Annotated in this window: 16 protein-coding genes and 1 tRNA gene; 10 read left to right on the forward strand and 7 right to left on the reverse strand. The window is 59.7% G+C overall.

Features of this window, described 5'->3' with window-relative positions; translation table 11 throughout:
- Window positions 1-65: 65 nt before the first annotated feature.
- The 7 genes from H9Q16_RS17790 (at window position 66) to H9Q16_RS17820 (ending at window position 7913) form a co-directional block, all read left to right on the forward strand.
- On the forward strand, window positions 66-1073 hold the full coding sequence (locus H9Q16_RS17790) for a branched-chain amino acid ABC transporter permease (RefSeq protein WP_191076752.1): 1008 nt from the start codon (window positions 66-68) through the stop codon (window positions 1071-1073).
- A 77-nt stretch (window positions 1074-1150) separates the two neighbouring features.
- A complete protein-coding gene (locus H9Q16_RS17795) occupies window positions 1151-2263 on the forward strand; it encodes a branched-chain amino acid ABC transporter permease (RefSeq protein ID WP_191076753.1) in 1113 nt (370 codons plus the stop codon).
- A 103-nt stretch (window positions 2264-2366) separates the two neighbouring features.
- Window positions 2367-3647 carry an ABC transporter substrate-binding protein gene (locus H9Q16_RS17800; protein WP_191076754.1) on the forward strand — a complete coding sequence of 427 codons (1281 nt, stop codon included), beginning with the start codon at window positions 2367-2369 and terminating at the stop codon, window positions 3645-3647.
- A 64-nt stretch (window positions 3648-3711) separates the two neighbouring features.
- Entirely contained in the window at window positions 3712-4548 is an 837-nt protein-coding gene (locus tag H9Q16_RS17805) for an ABC transporter ATP-binding protein (protein WP_191076755.1), read from the forward strand.
- 54 nt (window positions 4549-4602) lie between these two features.
- Window positions 4603-5808, forward strand: a complete 1206-nt coding sequence (locus H9Q16_RS17810; RefSeq protein WP_191076756.1) for a phenylacetate--CoA ligase family protein — start codon at window positions 4603-4605, stop codon at window positions 5806-5808.
- A gap of 106 nt (window positions 5809-5914) precedes the next feature.
- Window positions 5915-7555: an ABC transporter permease gene (locus H9Q16_RS17815; RefSeq protein WP_191076847.1), complete on the forward strand. Its 1641-nt coding sequence runs from the start codon at window positions 5915-5917 to the stop codon at window positions 7553-7555.
- Window positions 7556-7631: 76 nt separating this feature from the next.
- A complete protein-coding gene (locus H9Q16_RS17820) occupies window positions 7632-7913 on the forward strand; it encodes an Arm DNA-binding domain-containing protein (RefSeq protein WP_191076757.1) in 282 nt (93 codons plus the stop codon).
- A 16-nt stretch (window positions 7914-7929) separates the two neighbouring features.
- Here H9Q16_RS17820 and H9Q16_RS17825 read toward each other — a convergent pair whose 3' ends face one another.
- Complete coding sequence (locus H9Q16_RS17825; protein WP_191076758.1) at window positions 7930-8949, reverse strand: extracellular solute-binding protein; 1020 nt, start codon at window positions 8947-8949, stop codon at window positions 7930-7932.
- A 398-nt stretch (window positions 8950-9347) separates the two neighbouring features.
- On the reverse strand, window positions 9348-10220 hold the full coding sequence (gene yghU / locus H9Q16_RS17830; protein WP_191076759.1) for a glutathione-dependent disulfide-bond oxidoreductase: 873 nt from the start codon (window positions 10218-10220) through the stop codon (window positions 9348-9350).
- A gap of 281 nt (window positions 10221-10501) precedes the next feature.
- Between yghU and H9Q16_RS17835 the strand changes: the two genes are divergently transcribed.
- Complete coding sequence (locus H9Q16_RS17835) at window positions 10502-11191, forward strand: hypothetical protein (protein WP_191076760.1); 690 nt, start codon at window positions 10502-10504, stop codon at window positions 11189-11191.
- Window positions 11192-11376: 185 nt separating this feature from the next.
- Here the strand turns inward: H9Q16_RS17835 and ykgO are convergent, their stop codons facing one another.
- Window positions 11377-11502, reverse strand: a complete 126-nt coding sequence (gene ykgO, locus H9Q16_RS17840) for a type B 50S ribosomal protein L36 (protein WP_005850168.1) — start codon at window positions 11500-11502, stop codon at window positions 11377-11379.
- A gap of 78 nt (window positions 11503-11580) precedes the next feature.
- Window positions 11581-11655 (reverse strand) — tRNA-Val (locus H9Q16_RS17845).
- Window positions 11656-11801: 146 nt separating this feature from the next.
- Between H9Q16_RS17845 and H9Q16_RS17850 the strand changes: the two genes are divergently transcribed.
- Window positions 11802-12662, forward strand: coding sequence for an N-formylglutamate amidohydrolase (locus H9Q16_RS17850; protein WP_191076761.1), 861 nt, complete (start codon window positions 11802-11804; stop codon window positions 12660-12662).
- 132 nt (window positions 12663-12794) lie between these two features.
- Here the strand turns inward: H9Q16_RS17850 and H9Q16_RS17855 are convergent, their stop codons facing one another.
- A complete protein-coding gene (locus tag H9Q16_RS17855; protein WP_191076762.1) occupies window positions 12795-14048 on the reverse strand; it encodes a DNA polymerase IV in 1254 nt (417 codons plus the stop codon).
- A gap of 61 nt (window positions 14049-14109) precedes the next feature.
- Here H9Q16_RS17855 and H9Q16_RS17860 point away from each other — a divergent pair, with 61 nt between their 5' ends.
- Window positions 14110-14550, forward strand: coding sequence for an NUDIX domain-containing protein (locus tag H9Q16_RS17860; protein ID WP_246455792.1), 441 nt, complete (start codon window positions 14110-14112; stop codon window positions 14548-14550).
- A gap of 241 nt (window positions 14551-14791) precedes the next feature.
- On the opposite strand, the gene pyrF is transcribed toward H9Q16_RS17860, so the two are convergent.
- Window positions 14792-15505 carry an orotidine-5'-phosphate decarboxylase gene (gene pyrF, locus H9Q16_RS17865; RefSeq protein ID WP_191076764.1) on the reverse strand — a complete coding sequence of 238 codons (714 nt, stop codon included), beginning with the start codon at window positions 15503-15505 and terminating at the stop codon, window positions 14792-14794.
- A 276-nt stretch (window positions 15506-15781) separates the two neighbouring features.
- Complete coding sequence (locus H9Q16_RS17870; protein ID WP_191076765.1) at window positions 15782-16096, reverse strand: orotidine 5-phosphate decarboxylase; 315 nt, start codon at window positions 16094-16096, stop codon at window positions 15782-15784.
- Window positions 16097-16365 lie beyond the last annotated feature (269 nt).

The following is a 16365-nucleotide window of genomic DNA, read 5'->3' on the forward strand; positions in this document are numbered from 1 at the left end:
GTGCATCCACCGATTTCGGGATCGATTGACGGGTGCGCCCGTCGGTCCAACGGGGGAGGCAATCAATGCCTGAACAACTTGCCTTTACCATCGAGGTTTTCCTCAACGGGCTGATGGCCGGGGTGCTTTATGCGCTGGTCGCCCTTGGTTTTGTGCTGATTTACAAAGCGTCGGGGATTTTCAATTACGCGCAGGGTGTCATGGCGCTTTTTGCGGCGATGACGCTGGTGGGCATTCAGAATGGACAGGTGCCGTTTTCGCATCTGATCAATGCCATCTTTGGCACGGAAATCCATCACTTTGGCTGGCATGTGCATTCGGTGCTCGCCATCGCGTTTACCGTGGTGGTGATGATCATTCTGGCCTGGGCGGTGCAGCGGTTTGTGTTTCGCCATCTGGTGGGGCAGGAGCCGATCATCCTGTTCATGGCGACCATTGGTCTGGCTTATTTCCTGGAAGGGGTCGCGGATCTGATGTGGGGGTCCGAGATCAAGGCGTTGGATGTGTGCATGTCGGAGGGCAACTGCCTGCCGCAGGGCATGAACGGGTGGATTGATCAGACCACTTTTGATGTCTTTGGCTATGGGTTCTTCATTGATAATCTGGATATCGTTGCGTCGATCGTGGCAGCCCTTCTGGTGGCAGGGCTGGTGATGTTCGCGCAATATACCAAGCAGGGGCGCGCAATGCGTGCCGTAGCCGATGACCATCAGGCGGCCTTGTCGGTTGGGGTATCGCTGAACTTTATCTGGATACTGGTATGGTCGCTGGCGGGCTTTGTGGCCCTTGTGGCCGGGATCATGTGGGGCGCAAAATCCGGTGTGCAGTTTTCGCTGTCGCTGATTGCGCTGAAGGCCTTGCCGGTCTTGATGCTGGGCGGTTTCACGTCCATCCCAGGTGCGATTGTCGGCGGGCTGATCATTGGAGTGGGCGAGAAGCTGTTCGAGTTTCTGATCGGCGCGCCGTTCCTTGGGGGCGCTACGGAGAACTGGTTTGCCTATATGCTGGCGCTGTTGTTCCTGGTGTTCAGGCCGCAGGGATTGTTCGGGGAGAAGATCATTGAACGTGTGTAGATGCGGCAAGGCAGGGACTGGGGCGCTGCCCCAGACCCCGGGATATTTTTCGCCAGAAGAGAACAGGGGCGTAGCTGATGTTTTATCGTGAAGCTGGGGATTTCAGCACCACCTATGCGGAAGACCAGCAAACCTTTCCGATCAAGTTTGATCGCTATCGGTATTATGTCGTGCTGTTCATCGCAATTGTCGTGGTGCCGTTTGTCATCAATGACTACTGGGCCAACAGCCTGCTGCTGCCCTTTCTGATCTACGCGATTGCGGCGATCGGGCTGAACATTCTGGTGGGCTATTGCGGGCAGGTGAGCCTTGGGACCGGGGGGTTCATGGCGGTGGGGGCCTATGCCTGCTACAAGTTCATGACGGGTGTAGATATCTGGTGGGGCGGTGAATTGCTGTTCCGGTTGCCGGAGTTCAACATCTTTTTCAGCGTGATCATGGGCGGGGTGATGACGGCCCTTGTCGGTGTGCTGTTCGGTCTGCCAAGTCTGCGGATCAAGGGGTTCTATCTGGCGGTGGCGACGCTGGCGGCGCAGTTCTTTCTGGTGTGGCTTTTCAACCGGGTGTCATGGTTCTACAACTATTCGGCCTCGGGGCAGATCAATGCACCCGAGCGGGATCTGTTTGGTGTTCTGATCACCGGGCCGTCGACGGAGCCCTGGGCCACCTATCTGTTCTGCCTGTTTTTCACCATCGTCTGTGCCGTGGTGGCGCGGAACCTGACGCGCGGGGCATCCGGGCGCAAGTGGATGGCCATTCGTGACATGGACATCGCTGCCGAGATCATCGGGGTGAACCCGTTACGCGCCAAGTTGACGGCCTTTGCGGTCAGTTCGTTCTTTGTGGGCATTTCGGGGGCGCTGTTCTTTGCGGTCTATCTGGGCGCGGTCGAGGTGGGCGAGGCCTTTGGCATCACCAAGTCGTTCCTTGTGCTCTTCATGATCATCATTGGCGGGCTGGGCAGCATCTTTGGCTCCTTCGCCGGGGCGGCGTTTCTGGTGCTGTTGCCTGTGGTGCTGAAGGTTGTGGGCGTTGACTGGCTGGGATGGCCCACGGATATCGTGGCGCATTTGCAGTTGGTGATCGTAGGCGGGCTGATTGTGATGTTCCTGATACTGGAGCCGCATGGGCTGGCGCAGCTGTGGCGCGTGGCCAAGGAGAAACTGAGATTGTGGCCGTTCCCGCACTAGGGGGCAGCGTCGTGATGCCGGGCTGAAGCCCGGCCTACGGATGGCGGCAGTGACGTCGTCGCAAAGAAGAGAAATCGGATAAAATCCAAGGGAGGAAACACCGATGAAAATGAAACTAGCAACCTGGGCAACCGCGGCCATGATGGCGGCGAGCCCTGTGATGGCGGATCTTGTCTTTCCATCCATGAGCTATCGGACCGGGCCTTTCGCCGCGGGCGGCATTCCGTTTGCGGATGGCTATGCGGATTATTTCACGCTGCTTAATGAGCGTGACGGCGGCATTGGTGGCGTGAAGGTCAGCGTGCCGGAGTGCGAAACCGCGTACAACACCGAGAAAGGCGTGGAGTGCTATGAGAGCCTGAAGTCGCAAAATCCGCTGGTCCTGCAGCCGCTGTCCACCGGGATCACCTATCAGATCATCCCAAAGTCCATCGTGGACGACATTCCGGTGCACACCATGGGCTATGGCCGCACCTCGGCCAAGAATGGCGGCGTTTTCAGCCATATCTTCAACTATCCCGCCAACTATTGGGATGGGGCCTCCGGCGTGGTGAATTACCTGCTGGAGATCAATAACGGCGACATCAGCGGCAAGAAGATCGCGCTGGTCTATCACAACTCTGCCTATGGCAAGGAGCCGATCCGCACGCTGGAGGCGCTGGCCGAAAAGCATGGCTTTGAGCTGGTGACCCTGGCGGTCGATCACCCGGGCCAGGAGCAGAAGTCGCAGTGGCTGCAGATCCGGCGCGAACGCCCCGATTATGTCACCATGTGGGGCTGGGGCATCATGAACCAGGTTGCCATTCAGGAAGCCGCCAACATTCGCTTCCCGATGGAGAACTTCATCGGCGTGTGGTGGGCTGGTGCGCAGCATGACGTGCTGCCTGCGGGCGAAGCCGCCGATGGCTACAAGGCGATCACGTTCCACGCGGTGGGCGACGACTATCCGGTCTTTGACGACATCCAGAAGTATGTCGTGGATGCCGGCAAGGCTGCGGGTGCGGGCGATCAGGTCGGCACGGTGCTGTACAACCGTGGCGTCTATGCCGCGATGTTGGCGGCAGAGGCCGCGAAAGACGCACAGGCCGCGACCGGCAATGCGGAGATCACCGGTGGCGATATGCGCGACGCGATGGAAAAGCTGACCATCACCGAAGAGCGCATGGCAGCACTTGGCATGCCGAACTTCGGCCCGGAGTTTTCTGTGAGCTGTGAGAACCACGGTGGCAACGGTCTTGTCGGTGTGGCGCAGTGGGATGCGTCGGCGCAGGAGTGGAACCTGATTTCCGACTTCAAACAGTCGGATCAGGATGTGATCACGCCGTTGATCGCCGAAGACAGTGCAGCATTCGCGGCTGAAAACAACATCGAACCGCGTTGCTAATCACCCTCTCCGGCCGCTGCATCTGCGGCGGCCGGGGATTTGAGTTTATTTGGAAAGATGAAGCATGCTGGATGCTGCCAAAACCACTGATGTCGCGGTTGAGAACCTGCTTGAGGTCAACAATATCGAGGTGATCTACAACCATGTGATCCTTGTATTGAAAGGCGTCAGTCTGAATGTGCCCAAGGGCGGGATCACCGCTTTGCTGGGCGGCAACGGCGCGGGCAAGACCACGACGCTGAAGGCGATCAGCGGACTGCTGGCGTCTGAACGGGGCGAGGTCACCAAGGGGTCGATCAAGTACCGTGGCGCGGACATTCAGCACGCCGATCCGGCCGAGACGGTCAAGCAGGGGGTCGTGCAGGTCATGGAAGGCCGCCATTGCTTTGAGCATCTGACCGTTGAAGAGAACCTGCTGACCGGAGCCTATACGCGCACGGATGGCAACGCGGCCATTCAGGACGATCTGGAGCTGGTCTATACTTATTTTCCGCGCCTGAAAGAACGACGGCGCAGCCAGGCGGGCTATACCTCGGGTGGGGAGCAGCAGATGTGCGCGGTGGGCCGTGCGCTGATGTCCAAACCCGAGACGATTTTGCTGGATGAGCCCTCCATGGGACTGGCACCGCAGCTAGTTGAACAGATTTTCGAGATCGTGAAGACGATCAACGAAAAGGAAGGCGTGACCTTTCTGCTGGCGGAACAGAACACCAACGTGGCGCTGCGGTTCGCGCACTACGGCTATATTCTGGAGAGCGGGCGTGTGGTCATGGATGGCCCTGCCGCTGATCTGCGCGAGAACCAGGATGTGAAGGAATTCTACCTTGGTTTGTCGGACGAGGGGCGCAAGAGCTATCGCGATGTGCGATCCTATCGCCGCCGCAAGCGCTGGCTGTCCTAGCCATTGAAATTGGAGTGAGACCGTTTCCAAGGTTGTTTTGGAGTAAGAGGCTTGATGTCCGACGTACCCTATTTTGATGCTCTTGAGACGCGCAGCGCGGATCAGCGCGCGGCAGAACAATCTGCGGCATTGCAGGCCCGGCTGACCGGGATATCGGTGGCCCCCGAGGACTGGCGTGCGGCGGCGGCAGAGGTGAAGACGGCTGCTGATTTGCCGACCTTGCCTGTGCTCAGAAAATCCGACCTTGGCGCATGGCAGAAGGCGCGTCCGCCGTTTGGCGGGGTCGAGGTCGGGGATGTGACCCATGTCTTTCAGTCACCGGGACCGATCTATGAACCCGGCCGTCTGGATGGTGACTGGTTTCGTATGGGGCGGTTTTTGCACGCCGCTGGATTTTCCGGTGACGACATGGTGCAGAACTGCTTTGGGTATCATCTGACGCCCGCGGGGCACATGTTCGAGAGCGGCGCGCGGGCGGTAGGCGCGCGGGTGTTGCCTGCCGGGACCGGGCAGACAGAGTTGCAGGTCATAGCCGCGCGCGACGTGGGCACCACGGCTTTTGCGGGCACGCCGGATTACCTCAAGATCATTCTTGAGAAGGCGGACGAGATGGGCGAGGCACTGGGCATCACTAAGGCGGCCGTGGGCGGTGGTGCGCTGTTTCCGTCGTTGCGGCAATATTACATGGATCGCGGTATTTCGTGCCTGCAGTGCTATGCCACGGCAGATCTGGGAAACATCGCCTACGAAAGTGCTGCGATGGAGGGAATGATCGTCGATGAGGGTGTCATCGTTGAAATTGTGACACCCGGTACCGGTGATCCCGTTGATGACGGGGACGTGGGCGAGGTTGTGGTGACGTCGCTGAACCCCGATTATCCGTTGATCCGTTTCGCCACGGGGGACTTGTCTGCCGTGATGTCCGGGCAGAGCCCGTGCGGGCGCACCAATATGCGCATCAAGGGCTGGATGGGACGTGCCGATCAGACCACCAAGATCAAGGGTATGTTCGTGCGCCCCGAACAGGTGGCGGCATTGGTCGCACGCCATGATGAGGTCAGCAAGGCGCGGGTCATTGCCAGCCGGGCGGGCGAGCAGGATGTCATGACAGTGCAGGTCGAAAGTGCGGGTGGCGATGCGGACGGCTATGCGCGGTCAGTTGTTGATCTGCTTAAGCTCAAGGGCACCGTTGAGGTTGTCGATCCCGGTACCTTGCCCAAGGATGGTCTGGTGATCGAGGATCAGCGGACGTATGACTGACGCCTTTGCTGAGTGGCGGTGTCCCGTGGCGCACCCTTTCACTTGTGCTGGCATTTCCGACTAAAATAGTCGAAATGGAGACGTGACCGAGGTTCAGGCAGATATCATGCGTGCGCGGGCGCGTCCCGACGGGGCACGCGGGCTGGCCGTGGCCGCTGTTTTGGTGGCGGCGGTTTGTGCCTTGCCGATGATAGCCGTGTTTCTGGCGGCAGTATCTGGCGGCACCGAAACGGTTGCGCATCTGATGCAGACGGTATTGGGACGCTATACCGTGACGACGCTGGCGCTGGTGCTGATCGTCTCTGCGGGGACGTTTGCCATCGGTGTGGGCGCTGCGTGGCTGGTGACGATGACCCGCTTTCCGGGCGCGCGCCTGCTGGAGATCGCGTTGGTGTTGCCGCTGGCCTTTCCGGCCTATGTGCTGGCTTATGCCTATACCCATGTGCTGGATCATCCGGGCATTGTGCAAAGCGCCCTGCGTGATGTGACGGGATGGGGGCCGCGCGACTACTGGTTCCCGGAAATCCGGTCGCTGGGCGGCGCGGCTGCGATGCTTGTGCTTGTGCTTTATCCATATGTGTATCTGCTGGCGCGGGCGGCCTTTCTGCAGCAAAGCGGGACGACGTTTCTGGCGGCGCGGGCGCTTGGGTCTTCGGCCTGGGGGGCGTTTTTCAAGGTCAGCCTGCCGCTGGCGCGTCCGGCGATTGCGGGCGGGGTGTTGCTGGCGGTCATGGAAACAATCGCAGATTTCGGCACAGTGGCCTACTTCGGGGTGCAGACTTTCGCCACCGGGATCTATACCGCGTGGTTTTCGCTGTTTGATCGGGTGGGTGCGGCACAACTGGCGCTGTGTTTGCTGAGCTTTGCGTTGCTGCTGGCGATGTTGGAGCGCATCCAGCGGGGGCGAGCAAAGTACCATGATCCGGCGCGGCGCCCGCAAGCGATGCCGCCTGCGGAACTGAAAGGATGGCAGGCCGCGGCGGCGATGGTTGCGTGCGGTGTGCCGGTGTTTTTCGGGGCGATCCTGCCCATCGTGATTTTGGTTTTCATGGGCGTCGGGTCAGAGCAGAATCTGCTCAGCCCGCGCTATCTGGGGTTCATTCGCAATTCGGTCACGCTGGCCGGGGTGGCAGCGGTGCTGACGGTCTGTGCGGCGGTTTGCGTTGGGTTCTTTCAGCGGCTGCGGCCCGGGCGGCTGGCGCATGGGTCGGCTTATGTGGCGCGCTTGGGCTATGCGGTGCCGGGTGGGGTGATTGCGGTGGGGCTGCTGGTGCCATTTGCAGCGTTTGACAACACGCTTGATGCCTGGTTGCGCAGCACATTTGATATCTCGACCGGATTGCTGATCACGGGGTCGATCTGGCTGCTGGTTCTGGCTTACATGGTGCGGTTCCTTGCCGCAGCACTGGGCGCTTACGAAGGGGGACAGGCGATGGTCCATGCCAATATGGATGCCGCTGCGCGGTCTCTGGGGCAGACACCCTTGGGCACGTTGCGGCGGGTGCATTTGCCGATCCTTGCGCCCAGCCTGCTGACGGCGCTGCTGATCGTCTTTGTCGATGTGATGAAGGAATTGCCCGCGACGCTGATCATGCGGCCTTTCAATTATGACACGCTTGCGGTGCAGGCGTATCGATTGGCCAGCGATGAACGATTGAACGGTGCCGCAGTGCCGTCGCTGGTCATCGTGGCGATGGGCCTTTTGCCGGTGATTTTGATCTGCCGTCAGGTGGGGCGGCAGCGCTGAGGCAGTCCAAGTCAGACGTTTTGCGCTAGACTGTATCTCAGCCGCAGGAGGCCCGATGGTGCGATCGTTGCAAAGAATGACGGAGACCAATGCCCGCCACGCCCTGCCGGGGCGGCATCCCGCGGGCCCCGGGCTGGTATTGTGCGTGGCAGAGGATGGCAATGCCGTCTGGCTGGTGCAGGGCGGCACGGACACCAAGGAACGGGTTCTGGGCCGCTACCCGGAGATGTCAGTCAAGGTGGCGCGGCAAGCGTCGGCGAAATGGCGGCTTGTTGCGCGCCGGGGGATCGACCCGGAGGCGGAACAGGAAAAGGCGCGGGCGGAGGCCGCCCGCAACCTGCATCAGTTCTATTGCTGAACGGGGTAGGCCCGGATCATTCCCAGCCCACCTCGTTAAAGATCTTTTGTGCGGTGGGGACGTTCTTGGCAACTTTTGACAGATCCACATCGTCGGCTTTGAAGCTGCCAAGTGCCGCGACAGAATCCGCCAGCGCGACGCCGTCGACGGCCGGATATTCATCGTTGCCGTTCGAGAAATACTGCTGCGCCTGATCGGAAGCGAGGTATTCCATGAACTTTATCGCGTTGTCCCTGTTGGGCGCATTGGCGGCGACGCCCCCGCCCGAGAGGTTCATGTGCGCCCCTTCGGCGTTCTGCGCGGGGAACACCCAGCCGATTTTTTCGCGGGCCTCGGCGGGCAGGCCATCGACGTCTCTGCGGATCGCGCGGGCAAAGTAGTAGGTGTTGGAGATGGAGATATCGCATTCGCCGGAGACCAGCCCGCGCAACTGATCGGTGTCCCCGCCTTGCGGCGCGCGTGCAAAATTGTCGACCACGCCCTGAGCCCAAGCGCGGGCTGCGTCCTGACCATGGTTCTCGATCACCGCGGACAGCAGGGTTTGGGAATAGACATTTGACGAGGACCGGTGGCAGACCATGCCTTTGAATTTAGGATCAGCGAGATCGACGTAGGTCATCGGTGGTTCAGCCACATCGGCCTTGTCGAAAAAAATGATCCGTGCCCGTTGGGAAAAGCCGAACCATTGGTTGTCGCTGTCCTGCAGTTTCGCGGGAATACGGGTTTCGAGCAGATCGCTGTCGATGGGTTGAAGGAGGCCCATGTTCTTGGCGCGCTCCAGCCGCGAAGTGTCGACCGTGAGCAGGATGTCGGCCGGCGAATTTGCACCTTCGGCCTGCATGCGGGCCAGCAGTTCATCAGCCTTGCCTTCGATCCGGTTGATGGTGATGCCGGTCTGATCGGTGAAGTCGGAGTAGAGGCGCTCATCCGTATCGTAGTGACGAGACGAATAGAGGTTAAGCTCTCCTTCGGCGAGTACGGGAAGGGCGATGGCCGAAAGGGTTGCGGTTGTGAGGAGGGATTTGAAAGGGGTCATGAGGCGATCCTGTTTGGCTTCTCATTATTCTGACTAAAACAGTAAGAAACATAGATGCGGATGAGTCGCAAGTAATATCCGACAAAAAATGTCAGGAAACATATGTATCAATTGCGCCCGTAAAGTGGGTTGGGTGATTTGACGAACAGCGCTTAGGCGCCCTGGATGTGTGGCCTGCGGGTAAAAGACGACATGTCGTTTTCGACATGTCGTCTTTTTGGGGGGGGCATGGCTGCGTCTGACGGTGTCAGGCAGCCTGAATTCACCCGCTTCCAAGCCCTGCAGTGAGGGCCGGATCGGACGTCTCTATGGCACACCGCAGGTGGCGGGCTCGATCCTCGTTTACCATTGCAGCGAAGGGAGGCTGCCCACCCCCCGCCACGTGGATCAGAGAGTTTTCATGCGTCGCCCTGCAGTTTGTCCTGCGTCTTGGTCTCAAAATCAGACGCATCATGCCGTTCATGCAACTGCATCGACAGGTCATCGCCGAACGCCCGGTTCACCATGCGGCCGCGGGTCACGGCCGGTCGGGCGTCAATCCTCTCGGCCCAGCGCAGAACGTTCTTGTAGGATGTGACATCGAGGAACTCTGCCGCCGAATAGAGCCGCCCCAGCGCCAGTTGGCCGTACCATGCCCATATCGCCATATCGGCGATGGAGTAATTGCCCGCAAACCATTCGTTGTCCGCCAGATGGCGGTCCATGACGTCAAGCTGGCGCTTGGCTTCCATGGCGAAACGATTGATGGGGTATTCCCATTTTTCGGGTGCATAAGCGTAAAAATGGCCAAAGCCGCCGCCCAGATAAGGGGCGCTGCCCATCTGCCAGAAAAGCCAGCTGAGCGCTTCGGTTCTGTGCGCCGGGTCAGTGGGCAGGAAGGCCCCGAACTTCTCCGCCAGATAAAGCATGATCGCCCCGGATTCGAACACCCGTTGTGGCGTGTCGCCGGAGCGGTCCATCAAGGCCGGGATTTTCGAGTTCGGGTTCACATCTACAAAACCAGAACCGAATTGCTGACCCTCAGAGATGTCGATGATCCAGGCGTCGTATTCAGCGCCGGTGTGCCCGGCGGCCAGAAGCTCTTCGAGCAGCACGGTCACCTTGACGCCATTGGGTGTGGCCAGAGAGTAAAGCTGGAAAGGATGCGTGCCGACCGGCAGCTCCTTGTCGTGTGTCGGCCCGGCGATGGGGCGGTTGATCGAGGCGAACCTGCCGCCCGAATCCGCCTCCCAGGTCCAGACTTTCGGGGGGGTGTACGTGTCGTCGGTCATGCAGGTCTCGCTTGCTGTCAGAGGTGTTTCGTCAGCTAGCGTGCCCTGTTGCGCAGGCAAGGGCCAGCGCGTTCGACAGAATGTGATGGCGAAGGGGCAAGCGAACGGCGGGTTTGGGCCCAGAGTTCCAGATGTTGTGTGTCGTTTGTATGTCCGTTTCGGCGGCAACGCTTGATCTGCGACAACTTGAACGCCTGCGCTCTCTTGGTTCAGCATTCTGAAGGGTTCCATGGGCGTTTGCGGAGGTTGTAACTCGGAAAGGTCCATGCAAAATCGACTACATGATGAAGTTTTTTAAACTCTTTCTGCTGGCGATCGCTGGGACACTTTTGGTCGCGTGTGAGTCAAAACCAGAATACCTCGTTTATGAGCGTTTAATCCTTCACTTCGAGACACCCGACGGCCTGAAAACAGCGTCTGGGGTCGCCAGAAAAAGGTACGTTTATCATCCCAAAGACTTACCGCTTACCAACACACGAATTACAACTTCGATCGTTGGCGAAGCGATCTTGATCGATTTGGGACCCGGCCTGCATGTTGTCGCCTTGCTCAAGAGGGTTGACTACAATTCAGTGGGTTATGGGGCTTTCAATAAGGATTTTGATAGAAACCCAACCGAAATACTCAAGGCACTCACGCAAACCCCGGAAAAGTTTTCAGTCCGGTCTGTCCCAACGCGATCTTGGCCACAGCTCGTGGTGTTTGAAGATCTTTCGGAGCCCACCAGCGTCCGCCGCGCGGACCGCCAAGATATCTTTCCAGGCCAGGAAGGTGTGTATGCGCTATCGAGCGTGGAAATCCAGGTGCTGAAGAAAACACCAATCACAAGGGTCATTTCTGACGCGATGCCTTGGCTGCAATCACTCGAACGGGGTCCAATAGATGGAACTCAGGTCACCATGTCCAAAAGTCGCCCACTCGCCAATGAGCTCTTTAGGAGAGACTTTGTAAGTGGAGATGGCAGACAATAATCCTCGCAGCGAAGACGCTGTTTTTTGTGTTTTTGGCTGATTTAAGGCGGTTCGCCAACGATGCGGATCTTCGACAGGAAACGCCGGATAGCGATTTTGTCCACACGCCGGACGTCGCAAGGTCTGCACCAAAAACAAAAGGCTGCCCTGAGGCAGCCTTTTGCGGAAAATGCTCTGTATCTGGCTTAGCCCTGGCGGGCTTTGAACCGGCGCTGCGTCTTGTTGATCACGTAGACGCGGCCCTTTCTGCGCACAACGCGGCAATCACGGTGCCGGTTCTTGAGCGAGCGGAGCGAATTGCGAACTTTCATGTCCATCTCCATCCATTGTCATGGCGCGAACCAGCGCCGGGGTTGCGGGTGGCCCTGGAAGGGGCCGGTGAATTCAGGTGGTGGGCGATACTGGGATCGAACCAGTGACCCCTTCGATGTCAACGAAGTGCTCTACCGCTGAGCTAATCACCCACGTCTCAACGCAAATTTCCGAACCCCAAACAAAATGGGGCGCGAAAACCCGCGCCGTGTGCGGTGCTATAAAAGGAGTCGCGCGCATGTTCAAGGGCTTTTGGCATCCTCATGAATCAGGTTATGTAGAGGGTAAGAGGAGCCCGATGCCCAAAACCGCCTTTGAAGTTCTGAACCCCGACCGCAACCGGTCCTGTGTGGTCTTCGCCTCGCCCCATTCGGGGCGCGACTACCCCTGGTCGTTCCTGCGCACTTCGGTTCTGGACAAGCATGTGATCCGGTCATCGGAGGATGCATTTGTTGATCAACTCTTTGATTGCGCACCTGAATATGGCGCGGCGTTTATCAAGGCGGGCGCGCCCCGGGCCTATGTCGACCTCAACCGATCAAGCGATGAGCTGGATCCGGCCCTGATCCAGGGGGTGCGGCGGCAGGGGCATAATCCGCGTGTGGCGTCAGGCCTTGGGGTGATTCCACGCGTGGTGGCGAACGGGCGGGCGATCTATCGCGGCAAGATGACCTATGAGGATGCCATGGGGCGCATCACGCGCTATTGGCAGCCTTATCATGACAAATTGCAGACCTTGCTGGACGCGGCCCATCGCCGCCACGGGCAGGCGGTGCTGATTGATTGCCATTCGATGCCGCACGAGGCCATGGACGGCGTTGCGCGCGGCGGTATGCGCCGGCCCGATGTTGTGCTGGGCGATCGGTTCGGGGCGGCCGCCAGCAGCGATGTGGTGGACCGGGTCGAAGCGGCATTTGCGGCAGCGGGCTTTGTGGTGACGCGTAACACGCCATTTGCGGGTGCCTACATTACGCAGGCTTACGGGCGCCCTTCGCGGGGTCAGCACGCAGTACAGGTCGAGATTGATCGATCCCTTTACATGAATGAGGCGCTGATCCGGCCCAACGGCAATTTCGAAGCGGTGCAGACAGCGCTGCGCACTGTGGTGGCAGAAGTGGCGCGCATCGGTCAGGGACGGGTCCCGCTGGCGGCTGAGTGATCCGAAGGGCGCGCTGGCGCGCGACGACATTCAGGTGCTTTGGTGGGGCGTGAGCCTTTGGGTATCTGGTGTCTGCGGTGGCGGACCGGTTGCATTCAGGTATTTGAAAAAGGGTGAAAGCCTGGTGGGGGCCTATCTGAGGGCGCGGCCCTTGACGATGGCTTTCTTGCCGAAGCGGTCGCGGATGCTGTCGGTGGCACGTTCCGCGCGGCTGCGTTGTTCGGCGTGCGGGTCCAGCAGATCGCCGGCGGTGTCTGCACCGTCGGCGGGGCTGAGATCGGAAATGCCACAGCCGATCAGGCGGAAGGGGCCGGGATCGTCCAGCTGATCAAAGAGCGCGCGGGCTGTGCGGTAGATGCGGTCGGCCAGTTGTGTCGGATCGTGCAGGGAGGTGCGGCGCGTAAGGGTTTTGAAATCGGCGCGTTTGAGTTTGAGCGTGACGATGCGGCCCGCGTGGCCCTTGGCCTTGGCCCGGTCTGCGACCTGTTCTGACAGGCGCCAGATGTGGCCGTCCAGCAGGTCGGGGTCAGAGGTATCGGTGTTGAAAGTTGTTTCCTTGGAGATGGATTTGACCGGTTCGTGGGCCGAGATGCGGCGGTGGTCCTGGCCGCGTGCCAGGTGCCACAGGCGCTCACCAGTGCCGCCGAAACGTGCGATCAGGTCGGTCTTTTCCCAGCGCAGCAGATCAGAGAAGGTGCGGATGCCGCCCTTTTCGAGGGCGGCCTGTGTCACCGCGCCCACACCCCAGATCAGGCTGACGGGTCGGTCTTTGAGAAACGCCATCGTCTCGGCCTTGCCGATGACCGAAAAGCCATGCGGCTTGTCGAGGTCCGAGGCGACCTTGGCCAGAAACTTGTTGTGGCTGAGGCCGATGGAGCCGGTAAGACCCAGTTCGGTTTTCATGCGGCGCACCAGATGGGCGAGCATGACCGCCGGGGCGTGGCCATGCAGCCGCGCCGTGCCGGTCATGTCGAGGAATGCCTCGTCCAGTGACAGAGGTTCGATGGCGGGGGTGAGTTCTTCCATCATGGTGCGGATGGCGCGGGAGGCCTCGACGTAGGCGTCCATGCGGGGTTTGACCACCACCGCATCAGGGCAGAGCTTGAGCGCCTTGAACATTGGCATGGCCGAGCGCACGCCGCGGATGCGGGCCACATAGCAGGCAGTCGAGACGACACCCCGCCTGCCACCGCCGATGATGACGGGTTTGCCTTCCAGTTCGGGATTGTCGCGCTTTTCGACAGAGGCATAGAAGGCATCACAGTCCATATGTGCTATGGACAGCGTGTCCAGTTCCGGGTGAGACAGCACGCGCGGGCTGCCGCAGGCGGGGCAACGCCGCTGCGGGGCAATTTCGGTCAGGCAATCGCGGCAAAGGGCGGGCATCTGGGCAACATGGCGTGGCAGGGAACAATCAACAGTTTAACGCCGGTCGGGAGAGATGAACATGGCTAACGTCGAACCCTTTGCGGGGGCGAAGATGGCGCTTTACATCGGCGACCGGCTGGCGACGATCCTGCGGGACGATCTGCCGGGGCTGCCCTATGCCGGGCAGTGGGATTTGCCGGGAGGCGGCCGCGAGGGGGGCGAGACGGCCTTTGCCTGTGTGCAGCGCGAGTGCATGGAAGAGCTTGGGCTTTGGGTGACAGAGCAGGACCTGCTGTGGGAGCATGGTTTTGTGGCGGACGGGCAGGAGAAGTGGTTTTTTGTGGCGGCATTGCCTGCGGCGGCGGCAGATGAGGTTGTGTTCGGTGACGAAGGCCAGCGCTGGGAACTGATGCGTGAAGAGGCGTTCCTGTCCCATCCGGGGGCGGTTGGGTTTTTGCAGGAGAGAGTGCGCTGGTGGTGCGAAATCAGGGGCCAAACGAAAGGCCCCCCGCTGGCTTAAGCGGGGGGAGGTGACGAACATCAGGAAGAACCAGTTCGTCGGGGAGTATCACCTGACGTAACGTTAGCATGCAGATGTCCTATCACATAGTCAGGATTTCCTGACCCAGCGGTCAAAGTTAGGTCTGTTGTGTATTTGTTACAGTCATAGGTTGTGGATAAATGCCAGACTGGCCTTGTCCGCCACGCGATATGACCCACAATATGTTGCGATCATTCCTAAATGTGGACAGTTCTCGCGGCTAATTTGGCCGCAGCGCTTGTGGACTGCTCATTTCGTCCAGAACCGCGCGCGCGGCGGCTTTGGGGTCATCTGCCGTCCAGATCGGACGCCCGACGACCACGTGATCCGCCCCTTCGGCGATGGCCTGTGCCGGGGTCATGACGCGCTTTTGATCCCCAAGCGACGCGCCTGCAGGGCGCACCCCGGGGGTGACGATGAGTTTGCCGTCGGCTTCGGGCAGCGCGCGGATCAGGGCGGCCTCTTGCGGGCTGGAAATGACACCGTCGGCACCGGCGTTGAGCGCGCGTGCCGCGCGTGTCTGCACAAGGTCTGGGATGTCGCCCGCTGTGATCAGGGCTGCGTCAAGGTCGGCGCGGTCCAGCGAGGTCAGGATTGTGACCGCGAGAATTTTCATGTCAGAGCCGCCAGCACCCTGTTTGGCGGCAGCGACCACATGCGGATCCCCGTGCACGGTCAGAAAGTCGAGGTCGAACTGGGCCAGCCCGCGCACGGCGGCTTCGACCGTGGCGCCGATATCGAAGAGCTTCATGTCGAGGAAGATCTGCTTGCCGTGTTCCTGCTTGAGCTCATTGGCCAGAGCCAGCCCGCCGCCTGTCAGCATGCCCAGGCCGATCTTGTAAAATCCCACCGTGTCGCCCAGTTGCTGGGCCAGCTCAAGCCCCGCGACGGCATTGGGCACGTCCAGTGCGACGATCAGTCGGTTATCAGGCATCACTGTCTCCGGAGTTGGGCAAGGCAAACGGGTGTGGCCTAACGGGTCAGACTTTGTGAGTCTAGCACAGAACGGAAATCGTGGCGGATAGTCTGTGGGGCAGGGGGATCTGCGCGTAAAAAGGCCCGGATGACACAAGCGTGTCATCCGGGCGAGTGATCAGAGACAGTGCAGGCAGGCAAACGTCTCTGGGTGCGGAAGGTTGCGCGGGGACAGGTCGCGCAACAGCAGGCTCCGCCAGATCAGCACGGCAGGCAGGTGCCGTGCTGGAATGGGTCAGGCAGCGCGGCGGCCGGGCAGCTGGACGAGGCTTTCAAGCCAGCGCATTGGATCAAACCCGCGACGTCCTGCGCGCTGTGCAGGCACGTGGCGCGTGATCTCGGAATAGATGCCGGTGCGCGTCTGATGACGGCGCAGTGCCTGGGTTGTCAGACCGCTGGCCGCGGCTTCGAAAGACATGTCGATCGGGGCGTTGATGGCACAGGGGTATTTGCGGGAAACATCACCGTCGTAAATCGTTACAAGGGCTTCGAAGGATTGGTTGGCCGCATTGTAGATCACATCGGTCAACTGGATTTGTTGCGTCTGCATCGATTCGTACCTCATGGCTATGGAGCAGCATTTTATGCTCTGACCTGTTAACGCTTAACGTTGCGAAAAAGTTTCACTTCGCTGCATTCATTATGTGGATAAATTTAGTTTTCCCTTAAAAACCAATCAAGTAGGCCGGTATTATTTTTTTCTTGCGATATGTATTCTTGGTGATAACAGCCGCGAAAAAGTTAATATTACCAGCACCTTCCGCAGCTGCCTTCACTCAGCGGAATTTAGCGCACGGATTGAAAAAGAATGTCCAAATG

The sequence above is a fragment of the Sulfitobacter aestuariivivens genome (genome assembly GCF_014763045.1).
In the GTDB taxonomy this organism is placed as follows: Bacteria; Pseudomonadota; Alphaproteobacteria; order Rhodobacterales; family Rhodobacteraceae; genus Sulfitobacter; species Sulfitobacter aestuariivivens.

Bases quoted from the DNA above. Each gene is read 5' to 3' on its own strand.
- H9Q16_RS17790 (WP_191076752.1), top strand. From the start codon at position 66: ATGCCTGAACAACTTGCCTTTACCATCGAGGTTTTCCTCAACGGGCTG.
- H9Q16_RS17795 (WP_191076753.1), top strand. From the start codon at position 1,151: ATGTTTTATCGTGAAGCTGGGGATTTCAGCACCACCTATGCGGAAGAC.
- H9Q16_RS17800 (WP_191076754.1), top strand. From the start codon at position 2,367: ATGAAAATGAAACTAGCAACCTGGGCAACCGCGGCCATGATGGCGGCG.
- H9Q16_RS17805 (WP_191076755.1), top strand. From the start codon at position 3,712: ATGCTGGATGCTGCCAAAACCACTGATGTCGCGGTTGAGAACCTGCTT.
- H9Q16_RS17810 (WP_191076756.1), top strand. From the start codon at position 4,603: ATGTCCGACGTACCCTATTTTGATGCTCTTGAGACGCGCAGCGCGGAT.
- H9Q16_RS17815 (WP_191076847.1), top strand. From the start codon at position 5,915: ATGCGTGCGCGGGCGCGTCCCGACGGGGCACGCGGGCTGGCCGTGGCC.
- H9Q16_RS17820 (WP_191076757.1), top strand. From the start codon at position 7,632: ATGACGGAGACCAATGCCCGCCACGCCCTGCCGGGGCGGCATCCCGCG.
- H9Q16_RS17825 (WP_191076758.1), bottom strand. From the start codon at position 8,949: ATGACCCCTTTCAAATCCCTCCTCACAACCGCAACCCTTTCGGCCATC.
- yghU (WP_191076759.1), bottom strand. From the start codon at position 10,220: ATGACCGACGACACGTACACCCCCCCGAAAGTCTGGACCTGGGAGGCG.
- H9Q16_RS17835 (WP_191076760.1), top strand. From the start codon at position 10,502: ATGATGAAGTTTTTTAAACTCTTTCTGCTGGCGATCGCTGGGACACTT.
- ykgO (WP_005850168.1), bottom strand. From the start codon at position 11,502: ATGAAAGTTCGCAATTCGCTCCGCTCGCTCAAGAACCGGCACCGTGAT.
- H9Q16_RS17850 (WP_191076761.1), top strand. From the start codon at position 11,802: ATGCCCAAAACCGCCTTTGAAGTTCTGAACCCCGACCGCAACCGGTCC.
- H9Q16_RS17855 (WP_191076762.1), bottom strand. From the start codon at position 14,048: ATGCCCGCCCTTTGCCGCGATTGCCTGACCGAAATTGCCCCGCAGCGG.
- H9Q16_RS17860 (WP_246455792.1), top strand. From the start codon at position 14,110: ATGGCTAACGTCGAACCCTTTGCGGGGGCGAAGATGGCGCTTTACATC.
- pyrF (WP_191076764.1), bottom strand. From the start codon at position 15,505: ATGCCTGATAACCGACTGATCGTCGCACTGGACGTGCCCAATGCCGTC.
- H9Q16_RS17870 (WP_191076765.1), bottom strand. From the start codon at position 16,096: ATGCAGACGCAACAAATCCAGTTGACCGATGTGATCTACAATGCGGCC.